General features: G+C 51.3%; 18 protein-coding genes. 9 read left to right on the top strand and 9 right to left on the bottom strand.

The window, feature by feature from the left end:
* Positions 1-11: 11 nt before the first annotated feature.
* The 6 genes from hcp to tssB form a co-directional block, all read right to left on the bottom strand.
* On the bottom strand, positions 12-503 hold the full coding sequence (hcp, locus tag ED901_RS17750) for a type VI secretion system effector Hcp (protein ID WP_101079103.1): 492 nt from the start codon (positions 501-503) through the stop codon (positions 12-14).
* Between the two features lie 32 nt (positions 504-535).
* Positions 536-2,071: an OmpA family protein gene (locus tag ED901_RS17745; RefSeq protein WP_240993963.1), complete on the bottom strand. Its 1,536-nt coding sequence runs from the start codon at positions 2,069-2,071 to the stop codon at positions 536-538.
* Between the two features lie 136 nt (positions 2,072-2,207).
* A complete protein-coding gene (tssL, locus tag ED901_RS17740; protein WP_056773763.1) occupies positions 2,208-2,882 on the bottom strand; it encodes a type VI secretion system protein TssL, short form in 675 nt (224 codons plus the stop codon).
* Positions 2,879-4,228: a type VI secretion system baseplate subunit TssK gene (tssK, locus tag ED901_RS17735; protein ID WP_122096714.1), complete on the bottom strand. Its 1,350-nt coding sequence runs from the start codon at positions 4,226-4,228 to the stop codon at positions 2,879-2,881. The genes tssL and tssK overlap by 4 nt, the downstream gene beginning before the upstream one ends.
* Before the next feature lie 15 nt (positions 4,229-4,243).
* Entirely contained in the window at positions 4,244-5,797 is a 1,554-nt protein-coding gene (tssC, locus tag ED901_RS17730) for a type VI secretion system contractile sheath large subunit (protein WP_122096713.1), read from the bottom strand.
* Between the two features lie 31 nt (positions 5,798-5,828).
* Complete coding sequence (gene tssB / locus ED901_RS17725) at positions 5,829-6,323, bottom strand: type VI secretion system contractile sheath small subunit (protein WP_056773775.1); 495 nt, start codon at positions 6,321-6,323, stop codon at positions 5,829-5,831.
* A gap of 873 nt (positions 6,324-7,196) precedes the next feature.
* Here tssB and ED901_RS17720 point away from each other — a divergent pair.
* Positions 7,197-8,744, top strand: a complete 1,548-nt coding sequence (locus tag ED901_RS17720) for a methyl-accepting chemotaxis protein (protein ID WP_122096712.1) — start codon at positions 7,197-7,199, stop codon at positions 8,742-8,744.
* Positions 8,745-8,799: 55 nt separating this feature from the next.
* Here the strand turns inward: ED901_RS17720 and ED901_RS17715 are convergent, their stop codons facing one another.
* Entirely contained in the window at positions 8,800-10,002 is a 1,203-nt protein-coding gene (locus ED901_RS17715; RefSeq protein WP_122096711.1) for an NAD(P)/FAD-dependent oxidoreductase, read from the bottom strand.
* 231 nt (positions 10,003-10,233) lie between these two features.
* On the opposite strand from ED901_RS17715, the gene ED901_RS17710 reads away from it, so the two are divergent.
* On the top strand, positions 10,234-10,743 hold the full coding sequence (locus ED901_RS17710) for an Rrf2 family transcriptional regulator (RefSeq protein ID WP_122096710.1): 510 nt from the start codon (positions 10,234-10,236) through the stop codon (positions 10,741-10,743).
* A gap of 45 nt (positions 10,744-10,788) precedes the next feature.
* Here ED901_RS17710 and ED901_RS17705 read toward each other — a convergent pair whose 3' ends face one another.
* A complete protein-coding gene (locus ED901_RS17705) occupies positions 10,789-12,336 on the bottom strand; it encodes a methyl-accepting chemotaxis protein (RefSeq protein WP_122096709.1) in 1,548 nt (515 codons plus the stop codon).
* A gap of 310 nt (positions 12,337-12,646) precedes the next feature.
* On the opposite strand from ED901_RS17705, the gene ED901_RS17700 reads away from it, so the two are divergent.
* From ED901_RS17700 to ED901_RS17685, 4 genes are all read left to right on the top strand, one after another.
* Positions 12,647-13,765 (top strand): site-specific integrase, encoded by a 1,119-nt coding sequence (locus ED901_RS17700; protein ID WP_122096708.1) that lies wholly within the window; start codon positions 12,647-12,649, stop codon positions 13,763-13,765.
* Positions 13,766-13,911: 146 nt separating this feature from the next.
* Complete coding sequence (gene ovoA, locus ED901_RS17695; RefSeq protein ID WP_122096707.1) at positions 13,912-16,053, top strand: 5-histidylcysteine sulfoxide synthase; 2,142 nt, start codon at positions 13,912-13,914, stop codon at positions 16,051-16,053.
* Positions 16,054-16,306: 253 nt separating this feature from the next.
* Complete coding sequence (locus ED901_RS17690) at positions 16,307-17,170, top strand: arginase family protein (RefSeq protein ID WP_122096706.1); 864 nt, start codon at positions 16,307-16,309, stop codon at positions 17,168-17,170.
* Between the two features lie 102 nt (positions 17,171-17,272).
* Entirely contained in the window at positions 17,273-17,854 is a 582-nt protein-coding gene (locus ED901_RS17685) for a TetR/AcrR family transcriptional regulator (RefSeq protein WP_122096705.1), read from the top strand.
* A 313-nt stretch (positions 17,855-18,167) separates the two neighbouring features.
* On the opposite strand, the gene ED901_RS17680 is transcribed toward ED901_RS17685, so the two are convergent.
* Positions 18,168-18,335, bottom strand: a complete 168-nt coding sequence (locus ED901_RS17680) for a YhfL family protein (protein ID WP_122096704.1) — start codon at positions 18,333-18,335, stop codon at positions 18,168-18,170.
* Positions 18,336-18,672: 337 nt separating this feature from the next.
* Here ED901_RS17680 and ED901_RS17675 point away from each other — a divergent pair, with 337 nt between their 5' ends.
* The 3 genes from ED901_RS17675 (at position 18,673) to ED901_RS17665 (ending at position 21,385) form a co-directional block, all read left to right on the top strand.
* Positions 18,673-20,271 carry a tannase/feruloyl esterase family alpha/beta hydrolase gene (locus ED901_RS17675; RefSeq protein WP_240993962.1) on the top strand — a complete coding sequence of 533 codons (1,599 nt, stop codon included), beginning with the start codon at positions 18,673-18,675 and terminating at the stop codon, positions 20,269-20,271.
* Positions 20,272-20,454: 183 nt separating this feature from the next.
* The gene (locus ED901_RS17670; protein WP_122096703.1) at positions 20,455-21,057 is read left to right on the top strand and encodes a TetR family transcriptional regulator; all 603 of its coding nucleotides are present in this window, start codon (positions 20,455-20,457) and stop codon (positions 21,055-21,057) included.
* Positions 21,050-21,385: an SMR family transporter gene (locus tag ED901_RS17665; RefSeq protein WP_056773809.1), complete on the top strand. Its 336-nt coding sequence runs from the start codon at positions 21,050-21,052 to the stop codon at positions 21,383-21,385. Before ED901_RS17670 ends, ED901_RS17665 begins: the two co-directional genes overlap by 8 nt.
* Positions 21,386-21,413: the final 28 nt, after the last annotated feature.

Genomic DNA, 21,413 nt, shown 5'->3' with positions numbered 1-21,413 from the left:
GCTGTGAGGTCTTACGCGGTGGTACGTTCGTTCCAGGAATCGGAATGAATGATGTTGCCGTCTTTGTAGGTCCAGGTGATTTTTTCGTAACGCAGCTCGATTGCTTCAAGGTGGTTATGTTTTTCTTTGGCCGGATCTTTGATGTCGTGCATTTTAGGCGCGACTTTCACCAGCTTGACGTTTTCCAGTTTGGTATTGAAATACTCCACTTCCTGGCCCGCGTCATTGATGCGATACCATTTGAACTCAGCGGATTTCAGGGTCTGACCGGTGGTCACCGCTTTGTACAGGTACGGGCTGGAGGAGTCGATTTCCTTGGTAAACAGGAACGGGGTGTGAATACGGGTACCCGTCAATTTGCCGGTGTTGTTATCGGTCGGGATGTACAGGTTGTGTTCCTGCGCAACGACTTCGATGCTGCCTTCGCGATCTTTTACGTCTACGGAACCTTTAATGTCCGCACCGCCGTCGTCTTTCAGCCACAGATAAACAGGAATTGCCATGGGTAGTTCTCCATTTCTAAGTTAAGCATCCATCAATCATTTGATGAATGTGGGGTTGCTGCTGCCTGGCAGGCATCTGCCTGCGGCACCAGACTGATTTCGACACGACGGTTGGCCGCGCGGCCTTCCGGGGTGTCGTTTGTTGCTATAGGGCGCGTGGCTCCGAAGCCCTGAACTGCAAAGCAGGTCGGGGAAACGTCGCTGGTAGAAAGCATCCAGTCGCGCAGGGATTCAGCACGTTTTAGAGACAGTGTCTGGTTAGCTTTCGCATCACCGGTAATATCCGAGTGCCCGGCGACCACAATCAGCCAACCTGGTTTGGCCTTGATATCCACCAGCGCACTCACCAGCATTTTGAGTGAGCCCGGTTTAAGCACGTAATGGCCCGTGTCAAATAGTGACAAGGAATCAAGACGCACCGTTTTAGGCGATATTTTTTCGGCCGGTGGCGGCGGTGGAGGAATGTAACGATCAATTTCCTGCTGCAGAGCCAGCCAGAGTCGTTCACCCTGATAAAGTCCCAAACCCAGACGTAAAGGCTCGCCCTGGCGGTGATAACGCTCAAGCAACTGAGCATCCAGTTTCAATACGGCAACGGCTTGTGCTTTCGGAACGTAATTGCTCATAGGAATGATCAGATAGCGCTTCAGATCCATACCGATACGCGAAATGAGCCGGTGGTTGTTGTTAACAACAAAACCAATGGCCGTTACCGCAAAACACATCATGAGAATGACGGCGATTACCGGTGCCAGTCCGGCCCTGATATGGCGGGTAGTACCGGAAAGCAGCGGTAACAAGGGATCGGGAAAAGGCAGAGTTACCACGCTCTCTGATTGCAGTGGCATCAGCGCATTCAGTGTGGTACGCCGCGTTAATGCTGCAGACCAAAGGTTATCGGGCACACCCGACACGGCGTCAAACCTGACACCCACGGCCACGGGACGCACCGGCGAGCTCAGGGTTTCAGGATGCTGCATTTCATCAAACACAACGTCCCGAAGCCATGAACAGGCTGCCTCAAGACAGATAGCCTGAGACTGGCGAGCGGGCTGCATGTTGATGTCTGACGAACTCAACCAGTCACTCAGCAGTGTTGCGCCTTCATCGTCGTCCCTGACGATCATTTTTCCCTCGGCATCGCCCACAAACCAGGGCGACGCAGTTCCGTTCAGCCAGCAACTGACCAGCACAGGAATGCGGCATCCGATGCGCTTTTGCAAACGATAAAACTGCTGACGCCAGCTTTTAATCGCGGCACGGCAGACAGCTTCATCGGCATGAATTTCCGGCGAAACGCTGTACAGTACAGCCATCTGGCGGATCCAGCCGGGACGTTGTGATAGCACCGCATCAACGAAAATGGATAACGGTTTTGCGATGTCTGTTTTGACATAACAGGCAAGTGGGGTAATCCGTACCGTAGTTTCACCAAACAGCGCATCCAGCTTGTCCCCGCAAACAAGAACGACCGGCTGCGAAAACGATATCTCCGGCAGGTTTTCCAGTCGTGTCGTCTCATCGATGAACACATCATGGTGCCTTCCCCACAGCATCAGTCCAGCCATTAAGATCACTGTGATGAGGGTAATGACTGATTTTGTGGAGGCGCCAAATGGGCTGAATCCCCAGCACAACAGAAGTGCCAGACACCCCGTCATCCCTGTCAGGCAGTAAACTGATAAACGAGAACCGATGCGCATATCAGAACTGCCCCGGTAATTGCTGATTAATCAGATGTTGCAGCCAGACATGCCCGCCCCACCAGACACCGGACACGACCACAATAGCAACCAGAACCCAGAACCAGAGTGAGCGTAATATTGCCCCGCCACGTACCCGTCCTGATTTACTCAGCAATGCACCCGGGAGCACCACGTTGAAGGGAGTGACCCGCCCGGCAAGTGCGGCGAGGGTTTGCTCACGTTGATGAGGGTTGATGGTTTGAGCGCTATATTGCCCCTGAAAACCCAGCAATAAGACCCGATGAAAACAGGTCAGCACGGTGATATCGGGAGCCGGTTGACGCAGCACGGAGCGGATCCGTTCATATAACGCTTCACCTGCCTGAAGAGAGCCAAAGAAACGCGCCTGTAACGGTGCCCGCTGCCAGGCAATATGTCCGTTATCAGGCGCCTTGTCCCCACCCTGTCGACCGAGTGCGGTTTCATCCAGCAATGCACATTGGGCATAAGTGATATGTTCAACGCTTTCGCTATCGTAACCGGCCAGCTGTAATTGGTCCTGAACTCGCTCTACCTGAGCGCGGCAGCGCTCGTATAAAGCCTCGCCTTCTTCTGCAACCACTCCATTACGTAGCTGCACAACGGATAGCCAGGTATCGGCCAGCAACTCATCAATATCTATTTCATTTCTCATGACCGAAGCACCGCATAGAGTTCCAGTTGCAGTTCGCCGAGAAGTTCCGGTACATAGAACATGCACGTACCCGAATCCAGCATGGCCTGCGCAGAGGGATGTTTGAGATCCAGGGCGAAATATTGATTTTCCAGCCGAAGAGGGATTGCTGCGGGGACATGGCTTAAAGCGATCAGCGGCACGCCATTAAGTGCGATATTGACGATATTATTGACATCGTCCGGTGCCCCGACTTTACACAAGGCAGGGAACTGGGAAATCAGCTGATAAGCGGGCAGTGTTGAGCGTACTGACAGGTAGAAGTCCGCGTCTTCACGCAGGCGACTGTCATTAAGAGGCGCTTTCCACTGCTGGCCATTGATCTTGTGCATTTCCAGCGAGATAACGCGTGAAGGAAGGCTGGCTTCCAGTAGCTCCCCGATCAGGTCAAGTAAAGGCGGGAAAACGGTCTCTGGGGACGCATGGTCGTAAGCCGGTATCGCTTCGATATCATGTTCCAGGGAAAACGTCAGGAGACTCCCCGCCAGTTTCGATAATTCAAACCAGACTTGTTCAGGGTGTCGCGCCGGATTTTTAACCAGTTCAGATAATGCTGAAACATGCGTATTGAGGGCATTAAGCAGCCAGAACAATGACACATCTGCGACGGCAAAATCGGCCATACGCTGATTGCTCTCACGACGCATCCCCATCAGGCGGCGGCGTTTAGCCTGCAATTGTGTGAGAATTTGCTCCATGTCCAGGACCAGTCCGTGATGAGCGGACATTGCCAGCAACGGAGGAATAAATGTACTGTCATTTCTCCAGCCGCCTTGACCGTCGCGAACCAGACGTAATACAGGACAGATCAGGTACTCTTCGTTTTGTTCTGTGTCAAAACGCAGAGACAAAGCATAACGGGCCACAGCCATGGACTCTTCTTCCTGACCGAATGCATCCTGAACATTTACCCATTCCTGACGATAACGGAGCGGGCGATCCCCCGCATTGTCAGTGAGTTGTACGTTGCTGCTATTTGCCTGCAATAACGGCATCGCCAGCATCACCGTAAGCTCATTGATTTGTGCCGGAATATCCTGAGATAAATCCCGGGCAGGGGGGAGAAGATCGCTGCTCCCGGTATCTATCAGAGAACCGTCAGGCAGACGCACGGTTAGCTGTAGTGCTTGCAGGCGTCTGACACTTAGCAAGCCTTCATCAAATTCAGCTGTGGCTACGCCCCAGGGATTAACAACGGACAGGTGGGCAACACATTGATTACTATGTGCTTCCCAGAAAGCCTGCTGCTGGAACTGCTGAGGGGACAGCAATGCCCCCTCACTCCATAGTGGTCGATAAATTTTCATTACCACTCCGGCCTCTTACGCTTTCGCTTTAGGCATCTGAGAAACCAATGACAGATTCACGTCCATGCCTTCTACCTGGAAGTGCGGTACGGCGTAGAGTTTCACGCGGAAGAAGCCAGGGTTGTCTTCGATATCTTCCACGGTCACTTTGGCATCACGCAGCGGGTGAGAAGCCTGCAGATCGTCGCCAGGATCGGTCATTTCGGTGACCAGCGTGCGTACCCAGGTGTTCAGTTCCAGTTCCAGCAGACGGCGGTCTTTGGTGGTACCGATGTTTTCACGCTGGATAAGCTTCAGGTAATGCGCGATGCGAGACAGCAGGAAGATGTAAGGCAAACGCGCATTGATGCGGCTGTTAGCAGTGGCATCCGCGGTGTCGTAGAGCGCCGGTTTCTGCGCAGAGTTGGCAGAGAAGAAGCAGGAGTAATCGCGGTTTTTGTAGTAAGACAACGGGATGAAGCCCAGGTTGGCAAACTCAAACTCGCGGGTTTCCGGGATCATCACCTCAGACGGAATTTTCACCTGATTACCGGTACCCAGGTCGTACAGGTGGATCGGCAGATCAGTCACTGCGCCGCCTGCCTGCGGACCACGGATTTGTACGCACCAGCCGTTTTTGATGAAGCTTTTCACCATGTTGGCAGCAAAGGCGAACGCGGCGTTGGTCCACAGGTATTTCTCGTGATCCGGACCTTTCACTTCTTCAACGTAGTTGAAACTGCGAACCGGCACGGTATCCGGGCCATACGGCAGACGACCCAGCACGCGCGGCATGGTCAGACCGATATAGCGGGAATCGTCGGAATCGCGGAAGGATTTCCATTTGATGTATTCCGCGCGATCGAAGTAGTTACCGATGTCTTTAATCGCGGCAACTTCTTCCATGGAATCTTTCAGGAAGAATTTCGGACCGACGGCACCGACGAACGGCATGTGAGCGGCAGCAGAGACTTTAGAGATGTTACGCAGCAGCGCGACGTCTTGCGCAGACGCGTCAAACTCGTAGTTAGAAATGACGGAACCAATTGGCTCGCCGCCTGGTGTGTCATATTCCTGAATGTAGGTATGACGGTACAGGCCGCTCTGAATGATCTCGGGACAATCTTCGAAGTCCTGACGCAGGTCATCTTTAGACACGTCCAGCAGTTCGATTTTCACGTTCTGGCGGAAATCAGTGCGGTCAACCAGAAACTTCAGGCCACGCCAGCCGGATTCCACGCGCTGGAATTCAGGGTGATGCATGACTTCGTCCAACTGACGGCTAATCTGGCTGTCGAGTTCGGCGATGTGGTGATCGAGCAGCGTTTTATCCAGACGTTCAACAGTCTGACCCGACAGCTTCAGGCGTTCCAGGAAAACCTGAACGGCCGCAGTGACACGCTGGTCGGCAGTGACATCAGCCAGCGCTGAAGTATCCTGGAAATCGTTCAGGTCGCCGAGTGAGGAAACCGGTGTAAGATTAATTTTGTCGAACAGGGAGGCATAAATAGGGCTGGCTTCCGGGTTCTCGAGCACGGTCGTCTGACCGTTTGAAGAAGAGGCGTTTTCGTTATTGACTGACATAAGCATTATCTCGCATTAATCCGTTAAGTGGAGGCAATCAGGCCTTTGGTGCCAGGGCATTCAGTTCGCTGCGCAGTTCATTGCTCAGAGACGGATCTTTAAGAATGGTTTCGAGCTCTTTGCGGAAGGTCGCGTTGTCGAGCAGATTGGATTTGAGATCGCGTAAAAGATTACGCATCGCGAGCATCGCGCGAAGCTGTGGGATCTGACGTGCCACTTGTTCTGGCTCGAAATCCTTCATTTCTTTGAAGTTAAGCTTGATGCTTTCTTCGCTGCGATCGCCTGACAGTGTGTTTTCAACGGTCAGGTTCAGCGACGGGCTAAAATCAGCGAGTACACTGTTAAAGTTGTTTTTATTAATATTGACTTTTTCACGCTCTGACAAAGGACGCGTTTCTTTACCATTGCTGTAGTCACCCATTACCATTAATTTTAAAGGTAATTCGACTTTTTTCTGCGCGCCGCCTGTATGTAAATCGAGTTTAATATTGACGCGAGCTTTGGGTATTTCTTCCTGAAAGCTATTAGACATGCCTATCCCTTATTGATGAGTGATAAACGCTGCCAATGAATCCATAAATAAATGAAAGGTAGGCAACCCTGCCATAAAACGATATCCATTTCTGCACCTGGTGGGGTGAGATAAATCAGGGTCACAATCAAGACAAAATATTTTGAGAAACATTCCGCAGTGTGTTTTGAGTTTATGTGAAAAAAATTCCACATAAGTACCTGTGGCCGGTATTTTAGAAACATTGATGTTTATATTGAAAACTAAAATGTGTTACTGAATGTTACTGGTTAAGCTTATATACATGAAAGAATATTTCATTGATAAGTAAGATTTTTCTTTATGAGTCTCTTTAAGTGCCATAGCGCAAGGGCTTGCGCTGAATTGTACCTTTCTACCCGGCGTAAAAATAACTAAGAGTTTTCGTATCAAGAGGGATTTGAGTTAGGGAATATTCTCATTAATTAATGAAAAAATAAATCATGGTCGTTAAGCAGGCAGCTTTAATTCATAAGATTTTTCCTCGGTAATTATTAGGAATATTCACATGACAAATGATTTGAGAATTTTATTTGATTGCATTTTATGAGGGAAATATCTTAGAGACATTTTAAACTGGGCCGGAATAAGTCGGGTGAGTATCTCGTTCTGATAATGAAAGTTATAATACTTATTGCGAGTCACTTCACGTTAACGTGAAAAAAAAGTTAAAGCATGAGATTTATCCCGCGTAAGAAAAATGAGCACTGGCGACATTCAGGCGCTAATGCCCTTGAGCCACGGTAGGCAGATCGATCATCCTGCCAAAAATTTGTGATAGTACGGGTGTAAGGCTAAACATTCGCAGGGATATGCCGATAAATAGACTCCTGATCCGATGTATAAGAGCCGCACATGTCCCTAAAAAAGTCTTCTCTGCTTGTTTTAATTGTTCTTTTTGCTCTCTTTTTCGCCAGTATGATGTCTAACGTCTGGTTGCTGACACGCAGTAATCATTCACTGGATGATGTGAATAAAGAAATCCGCGTGGTGCTTTCCATTATTGACCCGATTAACCACAGCCGTACTTCTCGCGTACGGGTGATGGAACTGATGAAACAGATCGAGAGCGGGGATAACAGCCAGTTGAAACCGGCACTCGAAGGTGTGGATGAAGCCACCAGTAAAGCGGACGCAGCATTCCAGGCCTATCTGAGTGCACCCAAGCTGCCGGGCGAAGCTGCCCTGGCCGAGGCCTATCGCGCCACCTATCTTGATTACCGTCAGAATGGTATTCAGCCGCTGGTTGACGCTGCCCGTGCAGGCGATCAACAGCAGTTTAAAGCACGTATTCCGGCAGTGATAAAACTGGATCGCCAGTATGAAATTGTGCTGGATCAGGTGCTGGCGTTGCATGAGAAATACGCCAAAAACCTCAACAGCGAAGCGCAAAACAACTTCAGTTTTGGCATCGGGCTGACCATCGCGTTCTGCATATTGTTCGTGGTGGTGATCCTTGCGGTGCTCATCTTCATGAAACGTTACGTGCTGAACCCGTTGCTGAGTTCCCGTGACCACTGCCGTCAGATCGCCGAAGGATATCTGGATACGCCGGTGCCAGTGAAGATGAATTCGCGCAGCGAAATCGAACAACTGATGCAGTCGATGGAACATATGCGACTGGCACTGACGCAGATTATCTGTCAGGTGCGCGATACCAGCCACACGGTAGCGCATGCTTCACAAGAAATTACTGCCGGGAATATCGATCTTGCCTCGCGCACTGAACAACAGGCCGCAGCGCTGACAGAAACGGCGGCCAGCATGGAAGAACTGGGGGCGACGGTAAAACAGAATACTGAAAATGTCGTGCGCGCCAGCAGCCTGACCCGCGAAGCCGTGAAAAATGCCCGTGCCGGTGAGAAAGTGGCGCAGGAAGTGATCCAGACCATGGGGCGCATCAACAGCAGCTCTAAAAAAATCGAAGACATCACCGGTGTGATTAACAGCATCGCTTTCCAGACCAACATTCTGGCGCTGAATGCTGCGGTTGAAGCGGCACGAGCAGGCGAGCAGGGGCGTGGATTTGCCGTGGTGGCGAGCGAAGTACGTAATCTGGCGCAGCGCAGCGCTGTGGCAGCGAAGGAGATCGAAAGCCTGATTTCAGAATCTGTCGCCAATATTAAAGAAGGGTCAGATCAGGTTTCCCGCACCGGCGATTCCATTAGTGCGATCATTACATCGGTGACTCAGGTGGATGTCCTGATGGAGCATATATCGACGGCGTCGGATGAACAAAGTCGTGGCATCAGCCAGATTGAACAGGCGGTGACGGAAATTGACGGAGTGACGCAACAAAATGCGGCGCTGGTTCAGGAGTCGGCGGCGGCGGCCGCTTCGCTGGAAGAGCAGGTGCATCATCTGACGCATTCGGTTTCGGCGTTCAGGTTAGCAGCGGTATAAAATAAGACCCAACTCCCGGCGACGAAAGTGCCGGGAGCGCTGTTTTGGGTTTTTATCAGACGAATTTAGCCAGAGGATCCGCTGCCGCAAAGGCAATCTCACGCTCCGCCCGAGGCGGGTAAATCAGCTCATTTGTAATGGCGATTTTGATTTTTTTCGCCTCCTCACGTACCGATTGTACTTTTTGATCCCAGCCTTCCGTAAACACTGCCCCCCAACTGCCCAGATCGAGGCAGGTGACGTAATTCACCTGACGATATGGAATAGGCGGCAGGCCCAGGATGCTTGCCGCGACATTATTTCCGGCAAATTTACCTAACTGAATTGCATGCTGACAGGACATCAGCGCCGTATTGCCCACATCATCGGTGGCGGCATGAGCAACATCCCCGGTGGCGAAGACATCAGAAACCCCACGAATTTGCAGATTTTCATCGACATACAAACGCCCGACACTGTCACGCTCCGCTGCAAACTGTTCAGTCAGCGCATTGGCCTGCACGCCGGCGGTCCATACCACGGTTGAGGAAGCAATGTGGCTTCCATCACTCAATGTCACACCGGTTGCGTCAATGGCGGTGATGTCTGCCTGTAAACGCCACTCGATGCCGATTTCCCTGGAGGCTTGTTCAATGACGTCGCGCAGCGCTTCACTGTAACGCCCGCCGATAACGTCACCACGCTCAACTACGATAACTCTAGTCTTGGTTTCTGTACCGAAGAGCTCGCGCAGGCGGGAAGGTAATTCAGTCGCCAGTTCGATTCCGGTAAAACCTCCGCCACACACTACCACCGTGTTGCGTGCCGGGGTTGGCGTTTGGTTTGCCAGCCCGGTCAGATGTTTTTCAAATACGTGTGCCGATTCCAGCTGATCGATATTGAACGTGTATTGATCGGCACCGGGAACAGTGACCTGTCTTGCATTGCTGCCTGTGGCCAGCACCAGCCGGTCATAACTCGCCGATGCCAGTTGACCTTCCGCATCGGAATACCATACGTTTTTTGTTTTATTATCAATGCGTTTTGCGTTTCCCTGAATGAAGTGAATGTTCAGGGCTGTGAACAGCGGTGCCAGCGGAGAAACCAGAGAGGCAACATTATTCTCATAAAATCTCGGGCGCACACGCAGTTCAGGATGAGGAGCCAGAACGCTGATGTTGATGTCATCGCCGCCATTTATGTACGCCAGCCGTGCTGCACTCACTGCGGCCCACATACCTGCAAAACCGCTACCGAGGATCATAATATGCTTTTTCATGTGTTCAACCCTTAAATGTTCAGAACGCGTTAATAATCTGACTGCCACTATACTTGTCGTAGTTAACTGCGACAATAGTTTTCGGAGTTAAAAGAGTAAGGATAAAAGAGGATATTCAACTGATTGATTAATTGTGAAATCGTCAAAGGGAATTACAGGCTCAAAAAGCGCGTCTTTCAGGTGCGGACAATCTCTGTATAATGACTCAGATAAAGTTTAACGGAGTTCATCATGGCGTTTTACAGTTCTGGCGTGGAATATGGCATTCATAGTCTGGTGTGCATGGTCGATATCAGAGGCGACGATCGTGAAATGAATGTCCGCGAAATGGCAGAGTTGCAGGGCGTTCCCTATGATTATCTGGCGAAAATCTTCACCCGTCTTTCGCGCGGGGGGCTGGTGGTGAGCAGTGAGGGGAAGGGCGGCGGTTTCCGGCTGGCACGCTCCGCGGCACTGATCACCATGCTGGATGTGGTTCAGGCCATCGACGGGGAGAAAGGGATTTTTGAATGCAAAGAGATCAGACAACGGCTGGCTGTTTTTGAAGAAAGTCCGCCGGCCTGGGCGTGCGAAGGGCCTTGCGGGATCCGCGCGGTGATGGACAGCGCGCAACAACGTATGGAAGAAGAGTTAGCCCGCCACAGCATTTTAGATCTGGCGAGAAAAACATTTCGCAAGGCGCCGGACACTTTTGCCATCGAAGTGCAGGATTGGATTGCTGAACGGCGCCGTGCACAGTAGATGATCCCGGCCAGTGTCTGTTTCACTGGCCTTGTATTTAACGGTTTAGCGGAAGACACCCACGGCATCCACTAACCTTTCCGCCTGTTTCTTTAAACCTGATGAGGCCATTGCGCCTTCCTGCACCTGAACGGAATTCTGATGGGTGATGCGATCCAGTTCTTCGATGGCTTTGGCGACATCCACCAGACCAAGATTTTGCTCGCCGGTTGCTGTTCTGATCTGCGCAATCAACGCAGAAACGTTTTGCACCTGGGTGACAATATCATCCATCGTCTTGCCTGCCTGAGCGACCTGTTTTGATCCCGAAATCACTGTATCGGCGCTGGCATCGATCAACCGCTTAATTTCACTGGCGGCTGACGCGCTGCGTTGTGCAAGACTACGAACTTCCCCGGCCACCACGGCGAACCCTTTGCCTTGTTCCCCGGCGCGTGCCGCTTCAACGGCAGCGTTCAGCGCGAGAATATTGGTCTGGAATGCGATGCCATCAATCACCGATGTAATAGTGGCGATCTGCTTTGAACTGTCGGTAATTTGCTGCATTGTGCCGACAACACCTTGCATGGCATGGCTGCCTTTCTCTGCCGCCTGGCTGGCGCTAAGAGATAACGTGTCTGCCTCGGCCGCCGTCTGAGTGTTGCTTTCAACCGTCGCGTTCATTTCATTCATGGCCGCAGCGGTTTCCCCCACATTGGCTGCCGTCTGTTCTGTTCGACGGCTAAGTAAATCGTTGCCCTGTGCCAGTGATTCGCTGGCCTGTTTTACTTTCTGCGCCTGGCTGTGTACATCATCGACCATCCAGCGGCAGATCAATCCGAGCTGCCCGACCGAGCGCAGCGTCATACCAATTTCATCCGTCCGCGCCATCGGCGTGATGGTGTGGCTGGCGCCGCTCGCCACCTGTAATGTCTGTTTGCACAACTGTTCGAGCGGACGGGTGATCTGCCACTCAAGCCAAAGGCCAAGGAAAAAGATCAGCACGGCGTTCCCCACCAGCGCGGAAATCATTTGCACTGAAGGTAAGGCAAAGAGCGTTGACATAAGCAGGGTACCCGCCAGCAACACAGCGAATAATCCGCTACGGATCCGCCAGCGGACGGAAAGAGTTTTCAACAAAGAGAGTCCGCGGGTAAGACCCGTTCGGATCAGCAAGCCTTTGTGAAGACGCCGGTTGTTCAGTTCGCCGCGATTGATTTTATCGTACAGCAACTGCGTCTCAGTGATTTCTGCCGCGGACGGTTTCGTTCGTACGGAAAGATAACCCCGCGTTTTGCCGCCGCGAATGATCGGTACCACGTTAGCGCGAACCCAATAGTGATCGCCGTTGCGTCGGCGGTTTTTGACCAGCGCTGTCCAGGGGAAACCTTGCTGCAGTGTGGCCCACATATCTTTAAAGGCCTGAGGAGGCATATCGGGATGGCGAACAATATTGTGCGGCTGGCCGATAATTTCTTCGCTGGCAAAACCGCTCACTTCGATAAAAGCATCGTTAGCGTAGGTAATGTGACTGTTTACATCGGTCGTGGACATCAAGGTGGCGTCGTCCGGGTACTGATATTCCTGCTGAGTGACAGGCTGGTTATTGCGCATAGTGACATATTCCCTGGTCAGGCTGCGGTTGAATTTAGATTAAGTTCCTTAACACTTAGTATGTCGGCATGAAAAAAATTTTCTTTAGGGATCACTTTCGGATGTTCAAATAAATGTCCCTGCACGTCCCTGTTTGTTCATAAACGCGTAAGATCAGCACTTCATAAGTCCTCAGCTAAGTCTCTTATTTTTCACACTTCGCTGCCATTGTGACTCCAGACTTAATAGGTCTGGAGTCACAAACCTTTTGCCTATGATCTTCAGGCTTGTTATAACTGCCGCCCGCGATCTTTGTTGTGAAATTTAGCTGATGACTGAGCAGATAACTGAAACCGAAACCGACTTTGCTGCTGAAAATGTAGGGCGTCACGTGCTGGTCTATCTGCAACAGATAAAAGCAACGCCGCTGGCAAAACTGGACGATTTTGATGAGGAGGGGAATGCCACGGTCGGGCAGGTGATCAACGTGTGGATCCGGCTTTCACTGATCCTGACACGTCGTCGGCCTGAAATTGCGGTTTCCTCCATAATGAAACACGTTTTGCCGGTGATCGGCGACGTTCCGTTGAACAAGATTACCCGCCTGCGCCTTAACCGTTTATTTAACGTATTGCTGGCCGAGGGAAAAATTTCGGAAGCGAAAAGGGTTTTTGCGTTGTGTAAGCAATTTTTCAGCTGGGCAGAAACACAGGGTTATCTTCCCCATTCTCCGCTCGGCGCCATGAAAAGACGTGATGTCGGTGGGCGTAATACGCCGCCGCGCGAACGCACGCTGACCGATGCGGAAATCTGGATATTCTGGCATGGCCTTGATTTGTGGGATATTTCAGAACAATGCCGCTGGGCGTTGCGATTATGTCTGCTGACTGCGCGCCGTCCGGATGAAGTGGTGCGGGCGCGCAAAGATGAATTCAATTTGCGCATCAGCGTCTGGCGGCAGGGCAAGCGTAATAAATCGGCACGCGATCACAGCCTGCCGCTGACGCCACTGATGCTTGTTTGCATCAATGCGCTGATCGCCGCCAGTCCGAAAAACAGCCCGTGGCTGGTGCCTTCGCCGAAGGATCCAGGCAAACCGCTGTCGCGGGGCGCGATTACACAGGTTATTCGCCGGATGCTGCGTGCGGAAAGGGGGCTTGGAATTGCCCCTTTTACCACCCGAGACTTGCGCCGAACGGCACGTTCTAAATTATCGGCACTGGATGTTTCTAATGACGTCGCCCGTAAAATCATGAACCACTCACTGGAAGGTATCGACCGAGTTTATGATACGCATGATTATTTACCCCAGATGAAGCAGGCGCTCGACGCATTTTCTGACAATATTCATGACATTATTAATGCCCCGGATTACTTATCATTGCGGCACAAATTTGATGGCGAGTTCTTGCAGATTCCGCAAATATCGCTGCTGTATATGGAGAATTAAGCGCTTTTAGCCGCATTGAGGTTTTTTATTTATTGCAGATGGTTATAACCATAAACCCGTCAGGGATGCGTCGGGAAAAGGCAGCGGAAATGAGCTGCTACACTTGTGTATTGATTTGGCAATGCCAGTAGACTGAGGAATAAATGATGCATCCACAACACTCGCGCGCTGTCGGGCTGCCAGAAGCGACAAAAACTCTGCTGCTGAGTCAGGGCACTGCAGAGGAAAAACGTCAGGAAATTCGTGAATACTTTATTCAGACCTGGGAACTGTATGAAAGCCTGTTTGACTGCCTGTCGGATGAACGAGCGTATTACAACAAAGCGATTTCCCTGCGTCATCCGCTGATTTTCTATTTCGGTCACACCGCGACGTTTTTCATCAATAAGCTGATGGCGGCGGGGCAACTCCCGCAGCGCATCGATTCGCAAATTGAATCGATGCTGGCAATCGGCGTCGATGAGATGAGCTGGGACGATCTCGACGATCAAAACTACAACTGGCCTTCCGTCGCAAACTTGCGTGAATACCGCCATCGCGTACGTGAAGAAGTGCTGGGCATCATCGACACAATGCCGCTGACGTTGCCTGTGGACTGGAACAGCCCGGCCTGGGTGATCCTGATGGGCATCGAGCATGAGCGTATTCATCTTGAAACCTCCAGCGTGCTGATCCGTCAGTTACCGGTGGAATGGGTGACTCCACAGCCACACTGGCCTTCCTGTCAGGAAGCACGTACGGATCGTAAAACCGTCCCCGAAAATGACATGGTGGCCGTCAAAGGTGACGTTGTCACGCTGGGTAAGCAAGATGATACTTACGGCTGGGATAATGAATACGGCACGTCAGAGCATAAAATTCAGGCATTTAGCGCCAGTAAGATGCTGGTCAGTAACGCGGAGTTTTATACCTTTATGCTGGCCGGTGGTTATCGCGATACCCAATGGTGGGATGACGAAGGTGCCGGCTGGCGTGACTTTACTCAGGCAGAAATGCCGACGTTTTGGGTCGGTTCGCCTCGTGAACCTGAACAATTGAAACTGCGCCTGATGACAGAAGAAATTCCGATGCCGTGGGACTGGCCAGCGGAAGTTAACCAGCTTGAAGCGGCCGCTTTTTGTCGCTGGAAGGCGGCGCAGACCGGTGAATCTGTACAGTTGCCGACCGAAGCCGAGTGGATGATTTTACGTGAACAGGTGCAGGGCGATCAGCCCGACTGGGACAGGGCGCCGGGTAATATCAATCTGGAATACTGGGCCTCATCTTGTCCGGTGGATCACTTCGCGCAGGGTGATTTTTACGACGTGATCGGCAATGTCTGGCAATGGTCATCCACGCCAATCGGCGGTTATAACGGTTTCCGCGTGCACCCTTTATATGATGATTTCTCGACGCCAACTTTTGATGGCAAGCATTCGATGATCAAAGGCGGCAGCTGGATTTCTACGGGCAATGAAGCGCTGAAATCTGCACGTTACGCCTTCCGCCGTCACTTTTTCCAGCATGCCGGTTTCCGATATGTGGTGTCCAGTCATCAGGATGTGCAGACAGTAAATCCGTATGAGACGGACGGACTGGTCGCGCAATATCTGGATTTCCAGTACGGGCCGCGTCATTTTGATGTTCCAAATTACGCCACTCAACTGGTGGATATTGCCGTAAAACATGTATCCGGGCGAAGCAGGGCGCTGGATATAGGTTGTGCGACAGGACGTGCGAGTTTCGAGCTGGCCCGTCATTTCGATACCGTTGTTGGGATGGATTATTCGGCGCGCTTTATCGATGTGGCTTTGGCACTGGCCCGTGGAGAAGCCTGCCGGTATGTGATCCCGGAAGAGGGGGAACTGGTCGATTATTGTCAGGCCGCACTGAGTGAGGCAGAAATCAGTGCCGAACAAACGGAGCGGGTGAGTTTCGTACAGGGCGATGCCTGTAATCTTAAACCGCAGGCTGAATTGTATGATTTGGTGCTGGCCGCCAATCTTCTGGATCGTCTGCGTGAACCGGCAAGTTTCCTGAAAGATATTGCGCCGATGATCCGCTCCGGCGGGTTACTGATGCTGTCATCACCTTACACCTGGATGGAAGAATACACGCCGAAGCAAAACTGGTTGGGTGGATTCCGCGAAAACGGTGAGGCAGTGACCACGCATCAGGCATTGCGACGTCTTTTAGCCAGTGAATTTGAGGAAGTGCAGGGACCGCAGGATGTGCCCTTCGTGATCCGCGAAACCGCACGAAAATTCCAGCATACCGTCGCAGAATTAACGATTTGGCGTAAACGCTAAACGTATCGCGAACTGACTCTTCAAACGGCCATTATCATGATGGCCGTTTTTTTTCGTCTGCACTTTCTACCAGTCGCTTATGTCCCTTCAGGCAGACATATCAGACTCTCCGCTTGCATCAGAGCCATAGGTCATTCAAAATGAATGAACGATCATTCATTTTGAAGTTTGCCGATGGCACGGGTGCTTTTCGTAAGTAAGACCGAACCGTTTTATAACGGCAGATTTTCTGAAAACTAACAGCAGGTGAGATATGAAGAAAAAGACTTTACGGCTCTCTTTCCCCCAGTGGCAGGGCGGAAACAACCCCCCATATCACCTCGGATCCCTTCTGCTTTCCTTTCTTTCGCCGGAAGCGAAAGGACCGGTCGAAACAGTTCCTGTCGCTTTACCGGGTGCTGAACCGCTGAAAGAGGTGGACGGTATAACTGCCAAACCTCAGCTCCTCAGGCAGCTTGGCGATGCAGCGGCCCTGATTGAAAAGCATGACCCTGACGCCATTGTCGTTTTAGGCGGAGACTGCCTGGTTTCTCTCGCACCTTTTGCGCACTTGCTGAATAAATACGGTGAAAAACTCGGCGTGCTCTGGGTTGACGCTCATCCCGACGTGCAAACGGCAGAACAGTATTCAAATGCGCATGCGCATGTCTTGGGGGCATTGACAGGCACCGGAGACAAAGATTTAGTCAGTCATGTTCGGCACAAATTGTCCCCGTCGAAAATTATGATTGCCGGCATTCATGACCCGCTGGATTATGAGCGTGATTACCTTGCCAGCCGTAAGGTGGCAACCTGCGGCCCGCAGCAGGTCAAAACCGGAGCTGCTGAGGTTATGGAGTGGATTGCACAAGAGAAGATCGAATATCTGGCCATCCACCTTGATCTTGACGTACTGGATCCGGCGCTGTTCCGCTCGGTTCTGTTCGCAAAACCCGGCCGAGGTGAGCATGATTTTGGTGATGCTGCAGAAGGGAAACTGACCATTCAGGATGTGATTACATTAATTAATCAGGCCACTTCAAAAGCAGAGGCTGTCGGCCTCACCATCGCGGAACACATGCCCTGGGACATGGTCAACCTTAAGCATTTGCTTAGCGAGCTGCCCCTTTTGAAATAAACTTTTCCATCGGCATGGATAGCGGCCTGAGCCGCAGTGACTCTGGTCTGTAGCATAAAAGCACGTTAAAGTGCCGCTCTTAACTCACTATTGAAGGCCGCTATGTTAAAGGATACGGAAACCTACCATAAGCTCATTACTGCTGCCGCCGCCTGTTTTGCTAATAAAGGATTCAGCGCAACCAGCGTGCGTGAAATCTCCACGTGTGCCGGTATTAGTCAGGGGGCTATGTACACCTATTTCAAAAGCAAGGATGAGCTCATACGCGCTATTGTTCTCGAAGAGCAGAATTCTGCCCTGATGAAGCATGATGAGCCCTACACCGGTTCGCATTTCGATCGACTTTGCATACAGGTGGCTTCCTGTATCAGCGATGTAGGTTACCCGGTAACACATCGTCTTTGGGTTGAAATTATGGCCGAGTCTGCCAGGAACCCGCATTTGCAGAAAACGTTCGTTTCCAGCGACAAAATCATGCGTGAAGGTATCGCGGGGATTATTGAGAAGGGGATAGGGGCAGGCGAGTTTCCGCGTGAGCTTAATCCCGAAGAAGTCACCATCATATTGTTTGCGTTTATCGACGGCCTGATAGCCCGCAAGGCAATCAATCCCGATTTCTCATTCAGCCGGGATGTGCCCGCATTCAGGGACCTGATGGCTAAAATACTTTGTAAAGTATCCTGATAGCCACTCTCCGGGCAATGCGGTCCGGGTGGCCCGTATGCCTGACACAGATGTTACAGCGCCTTTTAAGATGGAAGGCGTTAAACATGCCCGTTCTGTTTACATCTGGTCACCTGCAGAAAAAGTTTACCCCGTTTCCTTCCTGAGAGACTCAAAAGACGCAAGTGCCAAAGCTTTACTCCGTTGGTTTTAGAGTCAAAGCATTAGAATGTTGTAACTAAAAATGGCTTTTTAAAAAGGGAGATCACTCTCCCTGTATAAAGATCCGGTGTGATGAATGCCGGACAATCACGCGAGTGGCGTGATTATTGACTTATTTATCAGTCGGGCCGCAACCGCCAATCCATTTGGAAATAGACAGGCTTGGTGTCAGTAAATAATCATAGCTGCAGTTTTTATCTTTGTTAGACACGCTGCCGGTGCAACCTGAAAGGGTGGAAATAACCGCACCAAGAAGTACAAATTTAATTACGTTTTTCATGAAAAATCCTTTTAAAATATCATGTTAGTAGAGCTTAATGGGCATCTGCTATCAAATGCCTGCAGCAATATACTCTGACATACAGCACGGAAACAAATTAAAAGTTATTATTTCTAAATTTTATTTTTATTAATAATTGTACTAAGTAAATCATTTAAGATATATATCATTTTAAAATATTCATGACTTATATGGTAATTATAAACACATAGGAAACACATATATTAACGAGCAAAACTTATTCAAAAAGGTCACGAAAGCGGTCAGGCAGCGCTTTTTTCGTTCCCTTTTTAATGACACACTGCGGCAACTCATTTGACGGAATGAACACAGCCTGATGAAAGCGTCCCTCCTTACGGGTTTGTTATTGGTGATCAGCACTGCTGTACTCGCAGCACCGCAAAAGCAATTGACTCAGGCACAGTGCGTAGGCCTGAAAACCGCCCGCATTGATGCTGCCAGTATCGGGCTGCCTACGCGCGGTGCAGTGATCACCGCCGTGGCGATGGCCGGGCAGCCGAATGAACCGCACTGTAAGCTGGAAGGGCAGATTAAACCTGTAGATCTGAAATCCCCCGATATTGAATTTCAGCTGTATTTACCGCTCATGTGGAATGGTAAAGCATTGCAACTTGGCGGTGGCGGTTTCGATGGTTCTGTAAAAGGCGCAGATACAGCGCGTCTGGCTCCGGCGGCCACACCCGGCGCGCTGAAGCAGGGCTACGCAACGTTTGGAAGTGATTCCGGACATCAGGGCGGCGTGTCTGATGCCTCATTTACTCTCAATGATGAAGCCTGGCAAAACTTCGCCGGTGCGCAAATAAAGAAAACTCACGATGTGGCAGTTGCGCTGATTCAGCAAGCTTACGGACGTAAACCTTCGCGGATGTATTTTCAGGGCAACTCGCAGGGCGGTCATGAAGCGCTGGCCGCCATTCAGCGCTTTCCCCTTGACTACGATGGTGCCATCGCCATCCACCCGGTTTACAACGTGGTCGAATTACATATGGCGGGCATCCGCATTGGTCAGGCCATTTACAACACACCGGGCGCGTGGATATCTCCCGCGAAGTCAGCCCTGATCGCCAACGCGGTCAATGGCGCGTGTGACAAGCTTGACGGTCTGGCCGATGGCGTGGTTGCCAATATCAAAGCCTGCGATGCCACCTTCAAACTTGCGCATCTGCGTTGCAAAGACGGTAAAGATGAGGGCGCGGGTTGCCTGTCCGACACCCAAATTGCGATGGTACATAGGCTGAGTAAGCCGGTGTCACTCGGGGTCAGTTTGCCTTCGGGCGACAGTTTTGCGCCGTGGCCGATATTGCAGGGCGCTGATGCGCCGTCCATTGTCAGCGTGTTTGGTTCTGGTGCAGATAAACCCAAACCTGAAGCCTCAAATCTGATCATCTCCTTTCCCTACATGATGGGTGATCAGGCGGTGCGTTATGAAGTGATGCGCTCGCCGCAATACGATTCACTGACCTTCGACCCGGCAGCCCATAAGCAGCGTCTGCTGGAACTGGCTTCGCAGGTTGATAACAATGAAGCGGATATCCGCGCGTTTGTGCAGCACGGGGGCAAACTCCTGCTGATGCACGGCACTGCTGATATGGCCGTACCGCCGGGAAATACCGTGGCGTATTACGAGAAACTTCAGGCGCAGTTTGGTGAAAAAACCGTGCGTCAGTTTGCCCGCCTGTATCTGGCGCCGGGATTCACCCACAGCAGCGGGGCGTTTCGTGTCAGCTGGGATTCTCTGGGCACGCTGGATAAATGGGTAGATCACGGAATTGACCCCGGTCAGCAAGTCATGATCGACACCAATAAAGGCACTGCCGGGCGAGAAATGCCGCTTTGTGATTATCCGTTGTTTCCGAAGTATAAAGGTCAGGGTGACACATACGCGGCGAGCAGTTTTGTGTGCGCAAGTGAATAATTTGATTTAATAATCGAGCGGCCTGTCAAGTCTGGCGGGTACCTTTTTCAATTCGATTGCAAGTTATTTTCGTATTATTAACTGTATATATCCCTATGTGAATGAACGTTCTCAAAAAACTTGAACATCCGTTCAAGTCTTGGCATTATCGTCCGCTGTCCGTCCCTCATTTTGGATCCTTCGTTGGCTTATCTGTGTAAAAAAGAACGTCGCGCCTCGCTTCTGGAAGCTGCCGCATGCATTGCACGTCAGGAGGGTCTGGCGGCGACCACCGTCCGGCGCGTCGCTCAGGTAGCCGGCGTTGCGGTCGGGCAGGTTCACCATCATTTTTCCAGTGCAGCTGAATTACGTGCCCAGGCGTATGCGCGGGTAATGAAGATCCTCAAGGAACAGCTGGATAATGATTCCCAGTCCCTGAGTGCACGTGAACGCTTAACACTGTTTCTGATAAGCCCGCAGGATCAGGAATCGCTGATGGCGATCCCGTTGTGGCACGAGGCAATGCTGCTGACTGAACAGGAACCGCTGATGAAATCCGCTTTTGCGGCGTCTGTTGCCGACTGGCATCAGCTCGTTTCATCGGCCATTGAATACGGCAGGGATACCCACGAATTTATCTCAGGGGAGTCCGCCGCGCACATTGCCTGGCGCCTGATTGGCCTGAGCAGCAGCATGGATGCCATGTCGCGTCTTGAATCTCTCGGGCTGACCAGCGTGTGCGCCGAATACAACCTTAACCGCGCCATCCAAAACGAGCTTTACCGCAAGGAAACTTCTGATGTTTAAAACCTACCTGATCCTCGGACTCGCCATTGTGGCCGAAGTCATTGCCACCAGCAGCCTGAAGAGCTCGGAAGGGTTTACCCGTTTATGGCCCAGTGTGGTCACGTTGCTGGGTTACACCATTGCGATATTTTTGCTGTCGCTGACGCTGAAAACGCTACCCACCGGGATTGCATACGCCATCTGGTCCGGTGTCGGTATCGTTCTTGTCTCAGCGATAGGGTGGTTTGGTTACGGTCAAAAGCTGGATACGCCCGCCGTCATTGGCCTCGGACTTATCATCGCCGGCGTGATCGTTGTGAACGTGTTTTCAAAATCTGTTGCGCACTAAGCGCGCGACGTTATAGCAGCACCGGGAG

The organism is Rahnella sp. Larv3_ips (genome assembly GCF_003697865.1).
GTDB lineage: Bacteria > Pseudomonadota > Gammaproteobacteria > Enterobacterales > Enterobacteriaceae > Rahnella > Rahnella rivi.
Note: the sequence above shows the minus strand (reverse complement) of the source record. Positions and strands in the feature narration are given on the sequence as shown.